The sequence below is a fragment of the Kitasatospora sp. NPDC008115 genome (assembly GCF_042957205.1).
Classification (GTDB): Bacteria; Actinomycetota; Actinomycetes; order Streptomycetales; family Streptomycetaceae; genus Kitasatospora.
The window spans coordinates 75,037-92,133 of sequence record NZ_JBIBHU010000012.1 but is presented as its reverse complement, the minus strand read 5'-3'; the positions used below and the strand labels follow the sequence as shown (position 1 = coordinate 92,133).

Sequence of the window (17,097 nt, the reverse complement as noted above, 5' to 3'; positions counted from 1 at the left end):
CTGTAAGGCTGTGGGTATAGGAACACACGGCGACAGGCGTCACCCTGGGCCGATCGCGTCCCCTTGACCGCTCCGGCAGGCTATTGCGCTCCCGGTACGGCGCGCAAACTATTTTTCCGGCGAGTTTCCCGACGGTCTCCGCGGCGCCTCCCGACGCCCGCTGCGATCGCCCCGGACCGGCTCAGGCCGGTTCGTCCGGCTGGTCGTCCGTGACGTCCACCGGATCCCTGACGGGCTCCTCCCCCGCACACAACGAGAGCACGGCGGCCCCGTATTTGTCCAGCTTCATCGCGCCGACCCCGGAGATGCCGGCGAGCTCCTGCCGGTTGGCGGGGACGTCCTCGGCGATGGCCATCAGGGTGGCGTCGGTGAAGACGACGTAGGCGGGGGCGCCCTGTTCGCGGGCCTGGGCGGCGCGCCATTCGCGCAGCCGCTCGTAGAGCGCCTCGTCCATCGTGGAGGGGCAGCCCTCGCAGCGGCGGAGCTTGCGCTCGACGGCCTCGGTGAGGGCCCGCCCGCAGACCCGGCAGGTGACCGGGCCGCGGACCCGGCGCCCGGCGGAGCGTTCGCCGCCCTCCCCGCCGCGCCCGCCGCGCCCGGCGGGGCGCGTGCCGGGGGCGCTGGAGCCGGGGCGCAGCCCGTCCATGAAGCGGCTGGGCTTGCGGGAGGCGCGGCCGCCCGGGGAGCGGGAGAGCGCCCAGGAGAGGGTGAGGTGCTTGCGGGCGCGGGTGACGCCGACGTAGAGGAGGCGGCGTTCCTCCTCGACCTGCTCGTCGGTCTTGGCGTAGATGATCGGCAGGGTGCCCTCGGTGAGGCCGACCAGGAAGACGGCGTCCCATTCGAGGCCCTTGGCGGCGTGCAGGGACGCGAGGGTGACGCCTTCGACGGCGGGGGCGTGCTGGGCGGCGGCGCGGGCGTCGAGTTCGGCGACGTAGGCGGCGAGGTCGGTGGTCAGGCCCTCGGCGGTGCGGCCGCGTTCGAACTCCTCGGCGAGCCGGACGAGGGCGGCGAGGGACTCCCAGCGGTCGCGGACGGCACCGGAGCCGGCGGGGGGTTCGGCGGTGAAGCCGCGGGTGGCGAGGACGGCGCGGACCTGGCCGGCGAGGTCGGGGGCGCCGTCGGTGACCGGGTCGGAGGCGGCGCGGGCGGCGCCGCGCAGCAGGACGCCGGCGTCGCGGACCTCGGGGCGTTCGAAGAACCGCTCGGCGCCCTTGAGCTGGTAGGGGACGCCGAGGTCGGCGAGGGCCTGCTCGTAGACCTCGGACTGGCCGTTGGTGCGGAACAGGACGGCGATCTCGCTGGCGCGCACGCCGGCGGCGAGGAGTTCCTTGATCCGGCGGGCGGTGGTCTCGGCCTCGGTGGGCTCGTCCTCGTACTCGGTGTAGACGGGCTCGGGGCCGGCCTCGCGCTGGGAGACGAGTTCGAGGCGGTGGCGGGCGGCCTCGCCGCGGGCCTGGGCGAGGAGTCCGTTGGCGAGGTGGACCACCTGCGGGGTGGAGCGGTAGTCGCGGACCAGCTTGACGACGGTGGCCTCGGGGTGGCGGGTGCGGAAGCCGAGCAGGTAGTCGGGGGTGGCGCCGGTGAAGGAGTAGATGGTCTGGCTGGCGTCGCCGACGACGCAGAGGCTGGCGCCGCCGCCGGGACCGGTCCACTGGTCGAGGAGGCGCTGCTGGAGCGGGGAGACGTCCTGGTACTCGTCGACGGTGAAGTGCCGGTACTGGGCGCGGACCTGGTCGGCGATGTCGGGGCGGTCCTCCAGGATGGCGGCGGTGAGCAGCAGGACGTCCTCGAAGTCGATGTTGCCGCGGCGGCTCTTGGTCTCCTCGTAGACGCGGTAGACCTGGGCGGTCTCGGCGGGGTCCCGGGGGGCTTCGCGGCCGGACTTGGCGACGGCGGCGGGGTAGTCGTCGGGCCCGGTCTGGGTGACCTTGGCCCATTCGATCTCGGCGGTGAGGTCGCGCAGTTCGGTGCGCTGGACGCGCAGGCCGCAGCGGCCGGCGGCTTCGGCGACCAGCTGGACCTTGCGTTCGAGCAGCTGGGGAACGGGTCCGCCGACGGCGCGCGGCCAGAAGTACTGGAGCTGGCGCAGCGCGGCGGCGTGGAAGGTGCGGGCCTGGACGCCGTCGGCGCCGAGCTGGCGCAGCCGGCCGCGCATCTCGCCGGCGGCGCGGGCGGTGAAGGTGACGGCGAGGACCTGCTGGGGCTGGTAGACGCCGCTGCGCACGCCGTAGGCGATGCGGTGGGTGATGGCGCGGGTCTTGCCGGTGCCGGCGCCGGCGAGGACGCAGACGGCACCGTGCAGGGCGGTGGCGACGGCCCGCTGTTCGGGGTCGAGTCCGGCGAGGACGGCGTCGGGTCCGCCGGCGGGGTCGCCGTGGCGGTGGGCGTCCTGGTGTCCGTCGAACGGGCTGCCGCTCAAGAGGTCTTCCTGCATGCGTTCCATCCTCTCAGTCCGCACGGACATCCCGGGCGGGGTTGTCCACAGGGGCGGTGTGATCGCCGGATGATCGCGACGCGGACGGCGGGTTGTGGCACTCAGGGGCGCGTGCGCTCGACTCCGCGCCGGTTCGGGTGCGCGCACGCCGGTGCGGGTGGGCGCACGCCAGTAACGGGTGGGCGCACACCAGTACGGTCCGGCCGGCCGGCGCGCGGAATGACCCGCGGGCGGTGGACGTTGTCCCCCCGGAGCCGCGCGACCCGCGCGGCGCCCCCTGGCAGGCCCCTCCCCTACTTCGAAGGAGTCCCCTCGATGTCCGGCAGCGTGACGATGTACAGCACGACCTGGTGCGGCTACTGCAACCGGCTCAAGAGCCAGCTGCAGCGCGAGGGCATCGGCTACACCGAGATCAACATCGAGGAGGACCCGGCGTCGGCGGCCTTCGTCGAGTCGGTGAACAACGGCAACCAGACCGTTCCGACCGTGCTGGTGCAGCCGGCCGGCGGCGGCGAGCAGGTCGTGATGACCAACCCGAGCCTGCTGCAGGTCAAGAAGGCCCTGGCGGCCTGACGCGCGGCCCGACGGCCGGCACCCGACGGCCGGCGCGCCCGCCCACCGCGGCTACGGCGCGCCGGCCCGGGCGGGGTCGACGGGCGCCGCGGGCGCGGGCAGCGAGGCCCGGGCGCCGAGGTCGCCGACCCCGTAGACCAGCCGGCTGCGGTCCGCGGAGTAGCGGGTCTCGATGACCCGCACGGGCCCGCGCCGGTCGTAGGTGACCCGGGTCTGGACCATCAGCGGCACCCCGGGCCCGCCCTGGAACCACTGGGCCTCCTCGGGCCCCGGCATCCGGGCGACCAGGTGGTCGACGGCCCCGATCTCGGTGCGCCCGAGGGCGGCGAGCACCGCCTCGTCCCCGCCGTCGATCTGGTCGGGCTCCATCAGCGGGGTGCCGGCGGCGAGACCGGCCCGGTAGTGGCTCTCCTCGATCGAGTACGGCTCGCGGTCGAGCATGCGCAGCTGGCGGCGGACCACGATGGCCTCGCCGGGGCGCAGCCCGAGCCGTTCGGCGATGTCGACGCGGGCCCGGACGATCATCATCTCGAAGTCGACGGTCAGTTCGCGCCCGCTCTCGGCGGCCTCGCCGCGGTAGACGGCGCTGGGCACGGCCAGGCAGTCGCGCGGTGCGGCGTCGCGCGGGAGGGCGTCCTGCGGTTCGAGGCGGGGGGCGGGCCCGTAGGCGCGGTGGTCGAGCACGGGGTGCTCGCGCAGATAGGTGCCCTTGCCCTGGAGGCGGACCAGCCGGCCTTCGTTGACGAGGACGTCGACGGCGAGGCGGACGGTGTTGCGGGCGACGCCGTACTGGCGTTCCAGTTCGCTCTCGACCGGCAGCGCGGCGGCGGTGGTGAACTCGCCCTCGGCGATCCGGCGGCGCAGGTCGGCGGCGAGGCGCTGGTATTTGGGGGATTGGGCGGTGCCCCGGGGGATTGTCACCCGAGTGAATGTAGCGATCCGGGTGAGGGGCTTTCAGGCGTTTGCGGCAAAGTCCGCCGGGATCGGTGACACCGCCGGCCCGGGCTCCGACGGCCGTACTGAACAGGGCCGCTCCGGTTACGAACATCCTGGGGAGACGGGTTCGAAAAGGAAATTGGGGGCGCGCGGATCAACTCCGCGCGCCCCCATCCCCGGAACGCTCCGGGGCCCGTCCGGAATTACCAGCGGGCCGCCGACGGCAGCGGTTCGCCGTACCAGAGTTCGACCAGGTGCCGGGCGATCGAGATCCCGGACGGCGGCAGGATCTCCCCCGCCGCCATGCCCGCCCGCAGCTCCTCCCGGGAGAACCAGCGCGCCTCCGCCAGCTCCTCGCCGTCCACGGTGATCGCGCTGCCCTCCGGGTCCGCCCGGCCCAGGAAGCCCAGCATCAGGCTGGACGGGAACGGCCACGGCTGGCTGGCCACGTAGGAGACCTCGGTGACCCCGACCCCGGCCTCCTCGCGCACCTCGCGCACCACCGCCTGCTCGATCGACTCCCCCGGCTCGACGAAGCCGGCCAGCGTCGACCAGCGGCCCTCCGGCCACAGCGCCTGGCGGCCGAGCAGGCAGCGGTCCTGCTCGTCGGTGATCAGCATGATCACCGCCGGGTCGGTGCGCGGGTAGTGCTCGGCCGCGCAGGAGGTGCAGCGCCGCACGTGCCCGGCGCCGGCCTTCTCGGTCGGGTGGCCGCAGCGCGAGCAGAAGCTGTGCAGCCGGTGCCAGTGCTCCAGCGCGACGGCGTGCACCAGCAGCCCGGCGTCCCGGTCGGAGAGCAGCGCGCCGACCTCGCGCAGCCCGGCCGGGCGGGCGTCGCCGTCCAACCGGCCCGGCAGGCTCTCGCCGGCCAGCGCGAAGTAGGAGACGCCGTCCTCGTCGGTGCCGAGGAAGTACCGGTCGCCGTTCTGCGGCGCCTCGAAGGAGGGCAGCAGGACCAGCTCGGTCCCCTGCCCGGTGTCCACCACGAACGCCTCGCCGCCGGCGATCGGCAGCACCTTGGTGGACGGGTGGCTCCACGCGGCCGCCAGCCAGGGCTCGTCGAACCGGTGCTGGGCCGCCCGGTCCACCCCGGCCCGGGCCAGCGCCAGGTGCAGCGGGCGTTCGGTCTCAGGCACGGTGCTCAACTGTTCCATCCCCACGTGATGAGTCTTCCGGACGGTTCGGGTCCCACGTTCGGGTTCGGGTCCCGCGTGCGGGTTCGCGCGGGCGGCCGGGCCGGGACGCACCCGGCCCGGTCCGCGCGCGCTCGCCCGCGGTTCACGCGCGCTCGCCGCCCGGCCGCCAGTTCTCGGCCAGGTCGGCCCACAGGTAGGCGGCGGTCTCGACGCCCTTGGCCAGCAGGTCCAGCTCGACCTTCTCGTCCACCGAGTGCCAGCCGTCCGAGGGCACCGAGATGCCGAGGAACAGCACCGGGGCGCCGAGCACGTCCTGGAGGTCGGCGGCCGGGCCGGAACCGCCCTCACGGGTGAAGAGGATCTTCTGCTCGAAGGCCCGGCCCATCGCCCGGACGGTGGACTGCAGCGCCGGGTGGTCGAGCGGGGTCAGGCAGGGCCGGGTCGCGCCCGGGAAGACCAGCTCGTAGCGGATGCCGTCGGGCACCCGGTCGGCCACCCAGGAGCGGACGGCCTCGCGGACCTTCTCGACCTCCTGGCCGGCGACCAGCCGGAAGGAGAGCTTCAGGTGGGCCGAGGCGGGCACGATCGTCTTGCCGCCGGGGCCGGTGTAGCCGCCCCAGATGCCGTTGACCTCGGCGGTCGGGCGGGCCCAGATCCGCTCCAGGGTGGAGTACCCGGCCTCGCCGCGGGTGCCGTACGACTTGGCGGTCCGCAGCCAGGCCGCCTCGTCGAAGGGCAGCTCGGCGAAGAGCGCGCGCTCGCGGTCGGTCAGCTCGACCACGCCGTCGTAGAAGCCGGGGACGGCGACCCGGTGGTCGGCGTCGTGCAGGCCGGCGGCCAGCTCGGCGGCGACGGTGGCCGGGTTGGGCACGGCGCCGCCGAAGGAGCCGGAGTGGATGTCGGTGTCCGGCCCGTACAGGTCGATCTGGGCGTCGGCCAGGCCCCGCATGCCGGTGCAGACGGTCGGCGTGGTCTCGGACCACATGCCGGTGTCCGAGATGATCACGACGTCGGCGGCCAGCCGGCCGGCCTCGCGGCGCACCAGGTCGGCGAAGTGCGGGGAGCCGGACTCCTCCTCGCCCTCGACCAGCAGCTTCAGGTTGACGGCCGGCGCGGTGCGGCCGGTGGCGGCCAGGTGGGCGCGCACGCCCAGGGTGTGGAAGAACACCTGGCCCTTGTCGTCGGCGGCGCCCCGGGCGTACAGCCGGTTGCCGACCACGGTCGGCTCGAAGGGCTCGGTCGCCCAGCCGTCCTCCCGGGCGGCGGGCTGCACGTCGTGGTGGCCGTAGACGAGCACGGTCGGCGCGTCCGGGTCCCCGGAGGGCCACTCCGCGAAGACCGCCGGCAGGCCGTCCGTCTCCCAGACCTCGGTGACCGGGAAGCCGGTGTCGCGCAGCTTGGCGGCCAGCCACTCGGCGGAACGGCGGACGTCGCCGGCCCGGCCCGGGTCGGCGGACACCGAGGGGATGCGGAGCCAGTCGGCGAGGTCCGCGAGGAAGTCGGACCGGTGCTGGTCGATGAAGGAGCGGACGACGCTGTCCGGAGTTCTCGTCATACGGACGACTTTAGTTCGCCCGGGTACCCGCGAGCGGCCCCGGTCCCGAAGCGTGGGCACCCCCGGGCCTGTTACGTCCGTCACCCCGGACGCGCGCGGGCGTCCGGGGTGACGGGGGCGAAGCGGTGCGACGGGCTCAGCCGCTCCGGCGCAGCAGCGAGATCCGCGAGCGGGTGAGCAGCGCCGCCAGCGCCACCGCGAGCAGCGGCAGCAGGATCACGGTGGCGCCGATGTTGAGCCAGGGGAACACCACGATGCCCTTGGCCGCCTCCTCCTGGAGGCTCATCCCGGCGTAGGTGTCCGCGGCGCCCTCGACCTTGCGCAGGGCGACCGCGGGCACGATGCCGGCGACGGCGCCGAGCAGGGCGCCCATGGCGGCGATCACGCCGCACTGGAAGCCGGACAGGGTGCGCCGGATCCGCGGCGCGGCGCCGACCGCCGCGAGGGTGGTGAGGTCGCGCTGGGAGTCGGCGGCGGCCAGGCCGGTGGCGATGCCGGCGGCGCCGAGCGCGATCAGGCCGGCGAACGCGGTGAGGCCGAGGGTGATGAGGTCGCCCGGGGACTGGTAGCCGCGTTCGATCTCGAACTGGACGCCGTCGGAGAGCTTGGCGAGCGAGGCGCGGGCCTTCTGCTCCGCGGTTTCGCCGGTCGGGGCGTCGGGCCGCCACACCGAGCCCGCGTCGCGGGTGGTGAGCCCGAGGCGCAGCGCGGTGTCGGGGCTGAGCACGGTCAGGTCGGTGGAGCCCTGCGGGGTGGCGGCGAGGTGGGCGTCGACGGTGACGGGGTGGACGGCCGGCTGGGCCTCGGGGTCGTTCTCGTTCGCCGCCTCGGTGAGTTCCAGGATGGCCTTGCCGTCCTTGATGTAGCGCTCGTCGAAGACCACGGCCTTTCCGGCGGCGAGGGCCTGGACGGCGGCCTGGTCGGTGACGTCGTAGAGGTTGCGCAGCAGGGCGCCGTCGCCGGCCTGGACCGTGCCGAAGGGGCTGCCGTGGGAGATGCGGGCCTCCCGGCAGCGCGGGTCCTCGCTGGTCAGCCGCCGGTGTTCCTCCGGGGTGACCTGCAGCTTGGTGCGGCCCCAGGCGGGGCAGCGGCGTTCCTCGGGCAGGACGAGCGTGACGTAGCCGCAGGTGCCGCTGCGGGTGACCATGCAGTCGCCCAGGTAGTTGACGCGCTGGACGTCGGCGCGGGTGCCGAGCGCGGGGACGGTGTTCTGCACGGCGCCGCGCATCTGGGGCAGCAGCGAGCCGTCGGAGCCGGCGCCCCAGCCGCTGGAGAGGATGACGGCGTTGGCGGGGCCGGAGGCGACGTACTCGCGGCGCTGCTGTTCGTCGGCGCTGGCGACGTAGACACCGACGGCGACGGAACCGGCGACGGCGGCCATGACGGCGGCGACGGCGGGGGCGGTGCGGCCGCGGTGGCGCACCGAGTCGCGCAGGGCGAGGCGGGGGCCGAGCGGCAGCCAGCGGCCGATCCGGCCGAAGAGGCCGACCAGGTAGGGGGCGAGGGCGACCATGCCGAGTTCGGCGATGGCCGAGCCGCCGAGGACGGCGAGGGAGCGGCCGCCGAAGCCGCCGGTGGCGCCGAGCAGGGCGAGGGCGGAGCCGCCGCCGAGCATGAGCAGGCCGGACAGGGCGAGCGCGCGGCTGGGCGGCTTGAGGGTGTCGCGGCCGGTGAGGGCGGCGACGACGTCCTGCCGGGAGGCCTGGACGGCGGGCACGACGGCGGCCAGCAGGCCGGTGACCAGGCCGATCAGGACGATGCCGAGCAGGTCGAGCGGCTGGAGGTCGAAGTGGCCGAAACGCTCACCGGCGAACTCCTCGGCCCAGGTGCGCAGCAGGGCGACCAGCCCGATGCCGAGGCCGAGGCCGACGACGGCGCCGGTGAGGCCGAGGACCACACCGCCGCCGAGGACGACGGCGCGCACCTGGGCGCGGTCTCCGCCGCCGGCGGCCAGCAGGCCGAGCTGGCGGCGGGAGCGGCGGGCGCCGACGGCGAAGGCGGGGCCGGCGAGCAGGACGATCTCCAGCAGGGCCATGCCGACGACGGTGCCGAGGATGACGACGGAGGTCCGGTCGAGGAACGGGGTGGGGCCGCTGCCGCCGCCCTGGCTCTCCTGGTAGGCGTAGTACGGCACCTCGGAGCGGGGCGGCGGGTCGAGGATCACCGTCCGGGAGGCGACGAGGAAGCCGTGCTTGTTGAGCTCCATGACCTTGGCCCAGTCCAGGGCGCCCCCGGCGGGGAGCTGGACGAGCCAGCGGTTGACGTCGTCGCTGACGGAGGTGCGCCCGCGCGAGCCGGCGTCGGCGCCGGGCAGCTTGGCGAGCGGGTCGAGCAGGGCGCCGGGGCGGGCGAACAGGTCGGAGCCGCGCAGGTCGCCGGGGTGTTCGGCGACGCCGGTGATGGTGTACGGGGTGGCTTCGAGGCCCCGGGGCGAGGTGCGGTCGCCGATCTTCAGCCGGGAGGTGTCGAGGAACTCCTGGGAGACGGCGATCTCGTGGTCGGCGCTGGGGGCGCGGCCCTTGACCATGTCGAAGCGGCCGCGCCAGACGGGGTTGGCGAGGTCGAGTTCGGTGACCCGGACGTTGGCGAGGCCCTCGGCGGTGCTGGTGGTGATGTAGGGGCCCGAGCGCAGCGGCACGAGGGTGGCGCCGGGCAGCAGCTGCCGGGCGAGGTCGGCGGGCGCGGTGTCGAGGCCGCGCTGCTGCTCGGGGGTGAGGACGGGCTTGCCGTTCTCCGTCTTCGCCTCGTCGACGGTGGTGATCGTGCGGTCGACCTCGGGGTCGGGGGTCTGCATGACGATCGCGCCGCGTTCGAGGATCTCCAGGGAGGCGTCGGCCTGGCCCATGGTGCGGACGATCTTCTCGACGGGGTCGAGTTCGGCGCTGCGGAAGACGACGTCGGCGCCGGCGACGCCGAGGACGGGCAGCGCGACCATGGCGACGACGAGGGCGCTGCGGCCCTTGGCGCGCAGGGCGTCGCGGCGGGCGATGCGCAGGGCGACCCGCCAGGAAGCGAGGCTCACTGCGCCACCGGGCCCTTCGCGTTGGCGGCGGCGGCGACGAGCAGGCTGCCGGCGTCCTGGCTGGCGCTCTCGTCGACCATCCGGCCGTCGCGCAGGAAGACGACGCGGTCGGCCCAGGCGGCGTGCCGGGCTTCGTGGGTGACCATCATGGCGGCGGCGCCGGCGTCGCAGCGGGCGCGCAGCACGGCGAGGACGGACTCACCGGTGGTGGAGTCGAGGGCGCCGGTGGGTTCGTCGGCGAGGACGAGGCGGCGGTCGCCGATCAGGGCTCGGGCGATGGCCACGCGCTGCTGCTGGCCGCCGGACATGTCGTCGGGGAAGCGGTCGGCGAGTTCGGGGATGCCGAGTTCCTCCAGGGCGGCGAGGGCCTCGCGGCGGGCGGCGCGGGTGGACAGGCCGTCGAGTTCGCGCGGCAGGGAGATGTTCTCGGCGGCGGTGAGGGCCGGGATCAGGTTGTAGTCCTGGAAGACGTAGCCGACGGAGCGGCGGCGGACCTCGGCGAGCTTCTTGCGGCTGAGTCCGCCGAGGGCGACGCCCTCGACCAGGACCTGCCCGGCGCTGGGCGTGTCGAGGCCGCCGGCGAGGGTGAGCAGGGTGGACTTTCCGGAGCCGGAGGGGCCCATGACGGCGACGAACTCGCCGGGGTGGACCTTGAGGTCGATGCCGCGCAGCGCCTTGACCTCGGCGGCGCCCTGTCCGTGGACGCGGGTGACGTTGTCCAGGTGCAGGACGGCGCCGGCGCCGTTTCCGCTCGGACCGGTGTGGGACACGATTCCCCCTGCTGTGGTGGGGCCCGTCGCGCGGTGTCGGGGGCGCGGGCCGTGGTTCTGAGGTTCGGGCGGGGGCCGGGCCCCCGGGGTGGTTCAGGCCTTGGTGCGGCGGCGCCCGAAGCGGGTGGGCGCCGGGGCGTTCCCGCTGTCGCGGGCCTCGGCGGCGCGGGCCTGTTCGACCTCGGCGTGCTGGGCGAGCCGGATCTCGCAGTGGTCGAGCCAGCGGACCTCGGCCTCGGTCTGGAAGATCAGCTGCTCGAGGACGAGCAGCCAGGCGAGGTCGGAGCCGGGTTCGCCGGCGCCGTCGGGGCGGCTCTCGCCGGCCAGGGCGCGGGCCTTGAGGCGGGTGTAGTCCTGGAGCGCCTTGATGCTGTGCCGGCGCTGGCCCTGGACGACGGCGGGCACGTCGACGCCGGGGACGGTGACGGCCATCGCGAGTTTGATGGCCAGTTCGTCGCGGGGCGGGTTGGTGCGCGGCACCGGGGTGTCGAACCAGGAGCGCAGTTCGGCGCGGCCGGCGTCGGTGGCGGCGTAGAACTGGTGGCCCTCCTCGTCCTCCCCGGCGGGGACGACCAGGCCGTCGCGTTCCAGGCGGGAGAGGGTGGTGTAGACCTGCCCGACGTTGAGCGGCCAGGTGGCGCCGGTGCGCGCCTCGAACTCGGTTCTCAGCTGGTAGCCGTAGCGCGGCCCCTGGTCGAGCAGGGCGAGCAGGCCGTGGCGGATGGACATACCGAGTATGTATACCCGGTATGCTCGACGGGTCAAGCCGAGGGGGCCGGCACCGGGGCCGGAGCGGCGGCCCGGCCCCGGGACGTCCGGCCGGGGGCCGGGCCGTCACCGGCGGCGGGTAACGTCGGGGGGCGTGAGCCAGTTGCGCATCGCCACCTTCAATCTGCTGCACGGTCAGCCGCTCGCGCCCGACGGCGCCCCGCGGCCCTACCCGGCCGACCCCGGCGGGCCGCTCGCGCAGGCGGTGGCCGAGCTGGACGCCGACGTCCTGGCGCTCCAGGAGGTGGACCGCCGCCAGGCCCGCTCCGGCGGCACCGACCAGGCCGCCGTCGCCGCCGCCGCGATGGGCGCCAAGGACTGGCGGTTCGCCGCCGCCCTGCACGGCCGGCCCGCACCGGTGGCCGGCTGGCTGCCGGAGGCCTCGGCGCCCGCCGGAATCCGGGTCTACGGACCGGCCGAGGTCGACGACGCCGCGCCGCCCGCGTACGGCACGGCGCTGCTGACCCGGCTGCCGGTGCGGCACTGGCGGGCCCGCCGGTTCGCGCCGGCCCCGTTCGGACTGCCGCTGCGGGTGGCCGGGCGGCGCGGGCTGACGCCGGTGCCGGACGAGCCGCGGGCAGCGCTGGCGGCCGTACTGGAGGGCGCGCGCGGCCCGTTCACGGTGGTGGCCGCGCACCTGTCGTTCGTGCCGGGCTGGAACATGGCGCAGCTGGCGGCGATCCGCCGGTGGATCGCCGACCTGCCGCAGCCGTACCTGGTGCTGGGGGACTTCAATCTGGTGGGCGCGGTGCCGCGCACGGTGCTGGGCGGGGCGAGCGCGCTGGAGCGGTCGGCGCCGAGGGTGCGGGTGCGGGAGCTGCGGACGGCCCGGCGGGCCCGGCCGGCGCTGGTGGAGCCGCGCCGGCGGCGGGTGCGGGAGCCGCGGGCGCGGTTGCAGGGCTGGTCGGACCTGGCCCGCACGCCGACCTATCCGTCGCACCGGCCTGCCGTGCAGTTCGACCATGTGCTGGCGGTGGGGGTGCCGCGCTCGGCGGTGGGGCCGGCGTCCGCACCGCGCTCGGCGGTGTCGGACCACCGGCCGCTGGTGGTGCGGGTGTCGCTGTAGGAGCGGTCACTGCCGGGACAGGTGCCCGTTCTGCTGGGGCACCAGGGGAACGGGCGGGACGGGCGCGGTGAGCGGGCGGGCGGGGTCGTCGGGGGCGTGCGCGGTGGCGGCGGCCTCCGGGCGGCCGGCGGCGGGCGGCGGCTCGTACTGCAGGAGCAGCATGGCGGCGTCGTCGCCGAGTTGCCGTCCGACGTGGCGCACCACGTCCTCGTGCAGCCGGCGCAGCACCTCGACGGGGCCGCCGCCGTCGGCGCAGCGCGGGAGGCGTTCGGCGAGCGGGTAGAAGGCGCCGGCCCGGTCGCGGGCCTCGATGACGCCGTCGGTGAAGAGCAGGACGCGGTCACCGGGGGCGAGCGGGACGCGGTGGACCGGGGGGCGGACGTCGGCGGGGTCGAGGACGCCGAGCGGGGGCACCGTCTCGGCGAGTTCCAGCGGGCGGGCGGCCTCGGTGCCGCGCAGCAGCAGCGGGGCGGGGTGGCCGCAGTTGACGATCTCGGCGGTGCCGTCGGGGCCGACGCCGATCAGCACGAGGGTGACGAACTCCTCCTCGACGCCGGGGTGGTCGTTCTCGTGCAGGGCGCGGTCGAGGCTGTCGGCGAGCCAGCCGGCGACCTTGTCGAGGGCGGCCTCCTGGTGGGCGGCCTCCCTAAAGGCGCCGAGCACGGCGGCGGCGGTCTCCACGGCGCCCAGGCCCTTGCCGCGGACGTCGCCGACGACGGCGCGCACGCCGTGCCGGGTGTTGACGACTTCGTAGAGGTCGCCGCCGATCCGGGCGTGGGCGGCGGCGGCGGCGTAGTGGACGGCGGCCCGGACGGTGCCGACCCGGTCGGGGACGGGGCGCAGCAGGACCCGCCGGGCGATCGAGGCGACGAGTTGGGCGTCGGCGAGCAGCCGCTCCTGGCGCAGCCTCAGGGTGGCGCTGACCCAGCCGATCGCGGCGACGAGGACGATGGCGAAGACGGTGGCGCTGTGCACGGACTCGCCGAGCACGTCGTTGTGGAAGGCCATCAGGAACGCGGCGGCCTCGGTGCAGGCGCCGATGGCGAGTGGGTACCAGGTGCGGCGGCTGACCACGGCGGCCAGCGCCGGAACGGCGGTGAGCGCCGGTTCGACGGTCACTGCGGCGTCGGTGAAGTAGTCGAGGACGACGACCAGCGCCATGCCGATGAACGGCAGCGACAGTGCCGTCCTCGGCCAGGTGCCGGTCGCGCCGGGTGCGGCCCCCGGGGTCGGCCCGGCGAACCGTTCTCTGATCCATCCGGTCGCGCTCAACTTCGGTTCTCCAGCAGAAGACGCCGATGCCCGTGGGCACCTGCGGTGATGACTGAGGGTTAGGGAATGCGGGCCTCGCTGGCGGCCGGAGCTCGGGGGTTGACCGGTTACCGACCCCACAATATGCGCGAAACGTGCACTACGCACAGGTTTCGCCCGATGCCGTGATGACTTGAATGCTCTCCGTGACTCATTCTTCACTGTTCCCGATCAGGAGCCGTTCCAACTCTTTTCGGCCGGGAAGTCCTGCGGGTTGTTCGATCCGGCCGCTGCGGACGTACAGGAACGAGGCCGTGACCTGCTCCAGGGGGACGCCCGCCTGCTGAGCCCACGCCAGCCGGTAGACGGCGAGTTGGAGCGGATCGGCGCTCTCCTCGCGGTGCGTCTTCCAGTCCACCACTTCGTAGCGTGACGCGCCGCCGATTTCTGACCCGTCGTCACCGTCACGATAGACCGCGTCGATCCGGCCGCGCACCACCCGGCCCGCCAGCACCAGCTGGAACGGCGCCTCGACGCGCAGCGGCTCGCGGTGCGCGTACGGGGTGCGCAGGAAGGCCTCCTTGAGGCGTTCGAGGTCCTGCTCGTCCTCGATGCCGTCCTCGTCGGCGCCGGGCAGCGCGCCGGGGCCGATCAGCATCAGCGGCTCGATCCGGGACTGCACCCAGGCGTGGAAGCGGGTGCCGCGCCGGGCGGCGGGCTGCGGCGGGCGGGGCATCGGGCGGGCGAGGTCGTGCGCGAAGCCGTCCGGGTCGGCGGCCAGGCGCAGGAGCTGGGTGGCGGAGAGCGAGGCGGGCAGCGGCACCTGCCGCACCCGGCTGCGGGAGCGTTCCAACTCGCCGATCAGCGCGGTCAGGTCGCGGTCCCAGGACTCCACCAGCCGGCGGTCCTCGGGGGCCATCGGCTCGGGTTCGGGGGCGGGCGCCCCGGCCAGCCGGCGGTGCACGACCTCGGCGACCCGGCGGCGGGCGTGCTGGGCGTGCGGGTCGAGCGGCAGCGGCCAGGGGCGTTCGACGGGCGCCGCGAGCGCCGGGTTCTCCTCGCCCTCGGCGGGCGGATCGGCCCAGACGGCGGTCTCGCCGTTGCCGGGGCTCTCGACGTGCTCGCGCAGCTGCTCCAGGAAGGCGGACGGGCCGCGCGGGGACTTCTGGCTGGGCCCCCACCAGTGGCCGGAGGCGAGCAGCAGGGCGCGCGGGCGGGTGAAGGCGACGTAACCCAGGCGCAGCTCCTCGACGGCCGAGTGCTCGGCGAGGGCGGCCTTGAACTCCTTCATCGCCTTGGCGGTCCAGCCGCCGCGCACGTCGGGCAGGGTGGCGGCGTCGCCGCGCAGGGCGTGCGGCAGGACGCGCTTGGTGCTGGTCCAGCGCTCGCGCGGGGAGGAGGACGGGAAGGCGCCCTTGACCAGGCCGGGGACGGCGACGACGTCCCACTCCAGGCCCTTGGACTTGTGCGCGGTGAGGACCTTGACGGTGTCCTCGCCGCCGGGCAGGCCGGCGTCCAGGCCGCGGTCGTGCTCCTGGGCGGCGCGCAGGAAGCCGAGGAAGGCGGCGAGGCCGGGGTCGCCGTCGAGGTCGGCGAAGGAGGCGGCGACGTCGAGGAAGGCGTGCAGGGTCTCCCGGCGGCGGGCGGCCAGCGCCTGCGGGGAGGCGGCCAGCTCGACCTCCAGACCGGTGACCGCGAGGACCCGGTGCAGCACGTCCATCAGCGGCTCGGCGAGCGAGCGGCGCAGCTCGCGCAGTTCGCGGGCGAGCCGCGCGAAGCGGATCCGGGCCTCGGCGGAGAACGGCAGCTCGTCGGCCTCCTGCGCGTCCAGGAAGGTCTCCAGGGCGTCGGCGAGCGAGACCACCTCGGTGGGGTCGGTCTCGGCGACGGCGGCGGCCAGCGCCCGGGCGCCCTCGGGGCGCTCGGTGCGGACGAGTTCGGCGGCGCGCCGGCCGAGCAGGGCGAGGTCGCGCGGGCCGATCCGCCAGCGCGGGCCGATCAGCAGCCGGACGAGTGCGGCGTTGGCGGTCGGGTCCTGGAGCACCTCGCAGACCGCCACCAGGTCGGCGACCTCGGGCAGGTGGAGCAGTCCGCCGAGGCCGACCACCTCGACCGGCACGTCCCGGGAGACCAGGGCGGCGTGCACGTCGGGGAAGGCCGCGCCGCCCCGGCACAGCACGGCGATCCGGCCGGGGGCGGTGCCGGTGCGCACCAGGTGGGCGATCTCGTCGGCGAGCCAGTCGACCTCCTCGGCGTGGGTGGGCAGCAGCGCGGCCCGCACCAGGCCGTCGGTCTCGGCGCCGGGGGCGGGGCGCAGCGCCTCGACGCCCTCGTGCATGGCGCGCAGCGGCGCGGCGAGGCCGTTGGCGAAGGCGAGCAGCCGCCCGCCGCTGCGGCGGTTCTCGCTGAGCGCGTAGCGGTCGGCGGGGGTGCCGTCGGCGTTGGGGAAGTGGCGGGGGAAGTCGTCGAGGTTGGCGACGGAGGCACCGCGCCAGCCGTAGATGGCCTGGCAGGGGTCGCCGACGGCGGTGACGGGGTGGCCGGGGGCGGACTGCCCGGGGGCTGCCGGGCCGTCGGGGCTGCCGGGGGCGTCGGGGCTGCCGGGGCCGTGCTGCGGGCCGGCGCCGAACAGCCCGGCGAGCATCAGGCGCTGGGCGACCGAGGTGTCCTGGTACTCGTCGAGCAGCACCACCCGGTACTGGTCGCGCAGCAGGGCGCCGACCTCGGGGCGCTGCTGGGCGAGGCGGGCGGCGGCGGCGATCTGGTCGCCGAAGTCCATCAGGCCGGCGGCGCCCTTGCGGCGCCGGTAGTCCTCGACCAGGCGCAGCAGTTCCAGGCGGGCGCGGGCGGTGGCGGGCACCGCCCGCAGGTCCTCGTTGCTCAGCCGCACCCCGGCGAGGGTGTCGAGCAGGTCCTCGTCGAAGGCGCGCAGGGCGGCGGGCTCGACGAGGTGTTCGGCGAGTTCGCCGTCGAGCGCGGTGAGGTCGGCGACCAGGTTGGCGAAGGTGCCGGTGAGGGCGGGGAACGGGCCGCGCGCGGTGCGCAGCACCTTGGCGGCGAGCTGGAAGCGGGTGGCGTCGGCGAGCAGCCGGGTGTCGGGCTCGATGCCGATGCGCAGGCCGTGCTCCTTGAGGAGGCGGCCGGCGAAGGCGTGGTAGGTGGAGATCTCGGGTTCGCCGAGCACCTCCTCGTCGTCGGGGTCGGCGACGCCGGCCCGGTGCAGGGCGGCGCGGACGCGTTCGGCGAGTTCGCCGGCGGCCTTGTTGGTGAAGGTCAGGCCGAGGACCTGTTCGGGGCGGACGGCCCCGGAGCCGACCAGCCAGACGACCCGGGCGGCCATCACGGTGGTCTTGCCGGAGCCGGCGCCGGCGACGATGACGGCCGGTCGCAGCGGGGCGCCGATGGCCGCCATCTGCTCCCGGTTGAAGGGGATGCCCAGCAGCTCCTTGAGCTGGTCTGGATGGCTGAGCACGGCGGTCACCACGCAACGGTAGCCGGGGGCACCGACAGCCGGGGCGCCGCTGTGGCGACGGCCACGTGCCGCGTCCGCCACATCCGGCGTCCACCGGCCGTTCGCCGGGCCCTG

Annotated in this window: 11 protein-coding genes; 2 read left to right on the top strand and 9 right to left on the bottom strand. The window is 75.3% G+C overall.

Translation table 11 applies throughout. From position 1 onward, the window contains the following. Positions 1 to 181: 181 nt before the first annotated feature. Positions 182 to 2,443 (bottom strand): ATP-dependent DNA helicase UvrD2, encoded by a 2,262-nt coding sequence (locus tag ACFZBX_RS17185; RefSeq protein WP_391534562.1) that lies wholly within the window; start codon positions 2,441 to 2,443, stop codon positions 182 to 184. Positions 2,444 to 2,749: 306 nt separating this feature from the next. On the opposite strand from ACFZBX_RS17185, the gene ACFZBX_RS17180 reads away from it, so the two are divergent. Next, positions 2,750 to 3,007, top strand: coding sequence for a mycoredoxin (locus ACFZBX_RS17180; RefSeq protein ID WP_380759055.1), 258 nt, complete (start codon positions 2,750 to 2,752; stop codon positions 3,005 to 3,007). Between the two features lie 51 nt (positions 3,008 to 3,058). On the opposite strand, the gene ACFZBX_RS17175 is transcribed toward ACFZBX_RS17180, so the two are convergent. The 6 genes from ACFZBX_RS17175 to ACFZBX_RS17150 form a co-directional block, all read right to left on the bottom strand. Further along, positions 3,059 to 3,928, bottom strand: coding sequence for a GntR family transcriptional regulator (locus ACFZBX_RS17175; protein WP_391534561.1), 870 nt, complete (start codon positions 3,926 to 3,928; stop codon positions 3,059 to 3,061). Between the two features lie 218 nt (positions 3,929 to 4,146). After that, complete coding sequence (gene nudC, locus ACFZBX_RS17170; RefSeq protein ID WP_391534560.1) at positions 4,147 to 5,097, bottom strand: NAD(+) diphosphatase; 951 nt, start codon at positions 5,095 to 5,097, stop codon at positions 4,147 to 4,149. Positions 5,098 to 5,221: 124 nt separating this feature from the next. Continuing rightward, positions 5,222 to 6,634 carry a dipeptidase gene (locus ACFZBX_RS17165; protein WP_391534559.1) on the bottom strand — a complete coding sequence of 471 codons (1,413 nt, stop codon included), beginning with the start codon at positions 6,632 to 6,634 and terminating at the stop codon, positions 5,222 to 5,224. A gap of 136 nt (positions 6,635 to 6,770) precedes the next feature. Further along, positions 6,771 to 9,656, bottom strand: coding sequence for an FtsX-like permease family protein (locus tag ACFZBX_RS17160; RefSeq protein WP_391534558.1), 2,886 nt, complete (start codon positions 9,654 to 9,656; stop codon positions 6,771 to 6,773). Next, positions 9,653 to 10,426, bottom strand: a complete 774-nt coding sequence (locus tag ACFZBX_RS17155; RefSeq protein WP_391534557.1) for an ABC transporter ATP-binding protein — start codon at positions 10,424 to 10,426, stop codon at positions 9,653 to 9,655. The genes ACFZBX_RS17160 and ACFZBX_RS17155 overlap by 4 nt, the downstream gene beginning before the upstream one ends. A gap of 93 nt (positions 10,427 to 10,519) precedes the next feature. Beyond that, a complete protein-coding gene (locus ACFZBX_RS17150; RefSeq protein WP_391534556.1) occupies positions 10,520 to 11,155 on the bottom strand; it encodes a PadR family transcriptional regulator in 636 nt (211 codons plus the stop codon). A 133-nt stretch (positions 11,156 to 11,288) separates the two neighbouring features. Between ACFZBX_RS17150 and ACFZBX_RS17145 the strand changes: the two genes are divergently transcribed. Beyond that, a complete protein-coding gene (locus ACFZBX_RS17145; protein WP_391534555.1) occupies positions 11,289 to 12,260 on the top strand; it encodes an endonuclease/exonuclease/phosphatase family protein in 972 nt (323 codons plus the stop codon). A 6-nt stretch (positions 12,261 to 12,266) separates the two neighbouring features. Here the strand turns inward: ACFZBX_RS17145 and ACFZBX_RS17140 are convergent, their stop codons facing one another. Further along, the gene (locus ACFZBX_RS17140) at positions 12,267 to 13,532 is read right to left on the bottom strand and encodes a PP2C family protein-serine/threonine phosphatase (RefSeq protein ID WP_391534554.1); all 1,266 of its coding nucleotides are present in this window, start codon (positions 13,530 to 13,532) and stop codon (positions 12,267 to 12,269) included. A gap of 190 nt (positions 13,533 to 13,722) precedes the next feature. Further along, positions 13,723 to 16,992, bottom strand: a complete 3,270-nt coding sequence (locus tag ACFZBX_RS17135) for an ATP-dependent DNA helicase (RefSeq protein ID WP_391534553.1) — start codon at positions 16,990 to 16,992, stop codon at positions 13,723 to 13,725. Positions 16,993 to 17,097 lie beyond the last annotated feature (105 nt).

What these genes read in the sequence shown, in the direction of transcription:
- ACFZBX_RS17185 (WP_391534562.1), bottom strand. Translation starts at nt 2,443, where the DNA reads ATGGAACGCATGCAGGAAGACCTCTTGAGCGGCAGCCCGTTCGACGGA.
- ACFZBX_RS17180 (WP_380759055.1), top strand. Translation starts at nt 2,750, where the DNA reads ATGTCCGGCAGCGTGACGATGTACAGCACGACCTGGTGCGGCTACTGC.
- nudC (WP_391534560.1), bottom strand. Translation starts at nt 5,097, where the DNA reads ATGGAACAGTTGAGCACCGTGCCTGAGACCGAACGCCCGCTGCACCTG.
- ACFZBX_RS17165 (WP_391534559.1), bottom strand. Translation starts at nt 6,634, where the DNA reads ATGACGAGAACTCCGGACAGCGTCGTCCGCTCCTTCATCGACCAGCAC.
- ACFZBX_RS17150 (WP_391534556.1), bottom strand. Translation starts at nt 11,155, where the DNA reads ATGTCCATCCGCCACGGCCTGCTCGCCCTGCTCGACCAGGGGCCGCGC.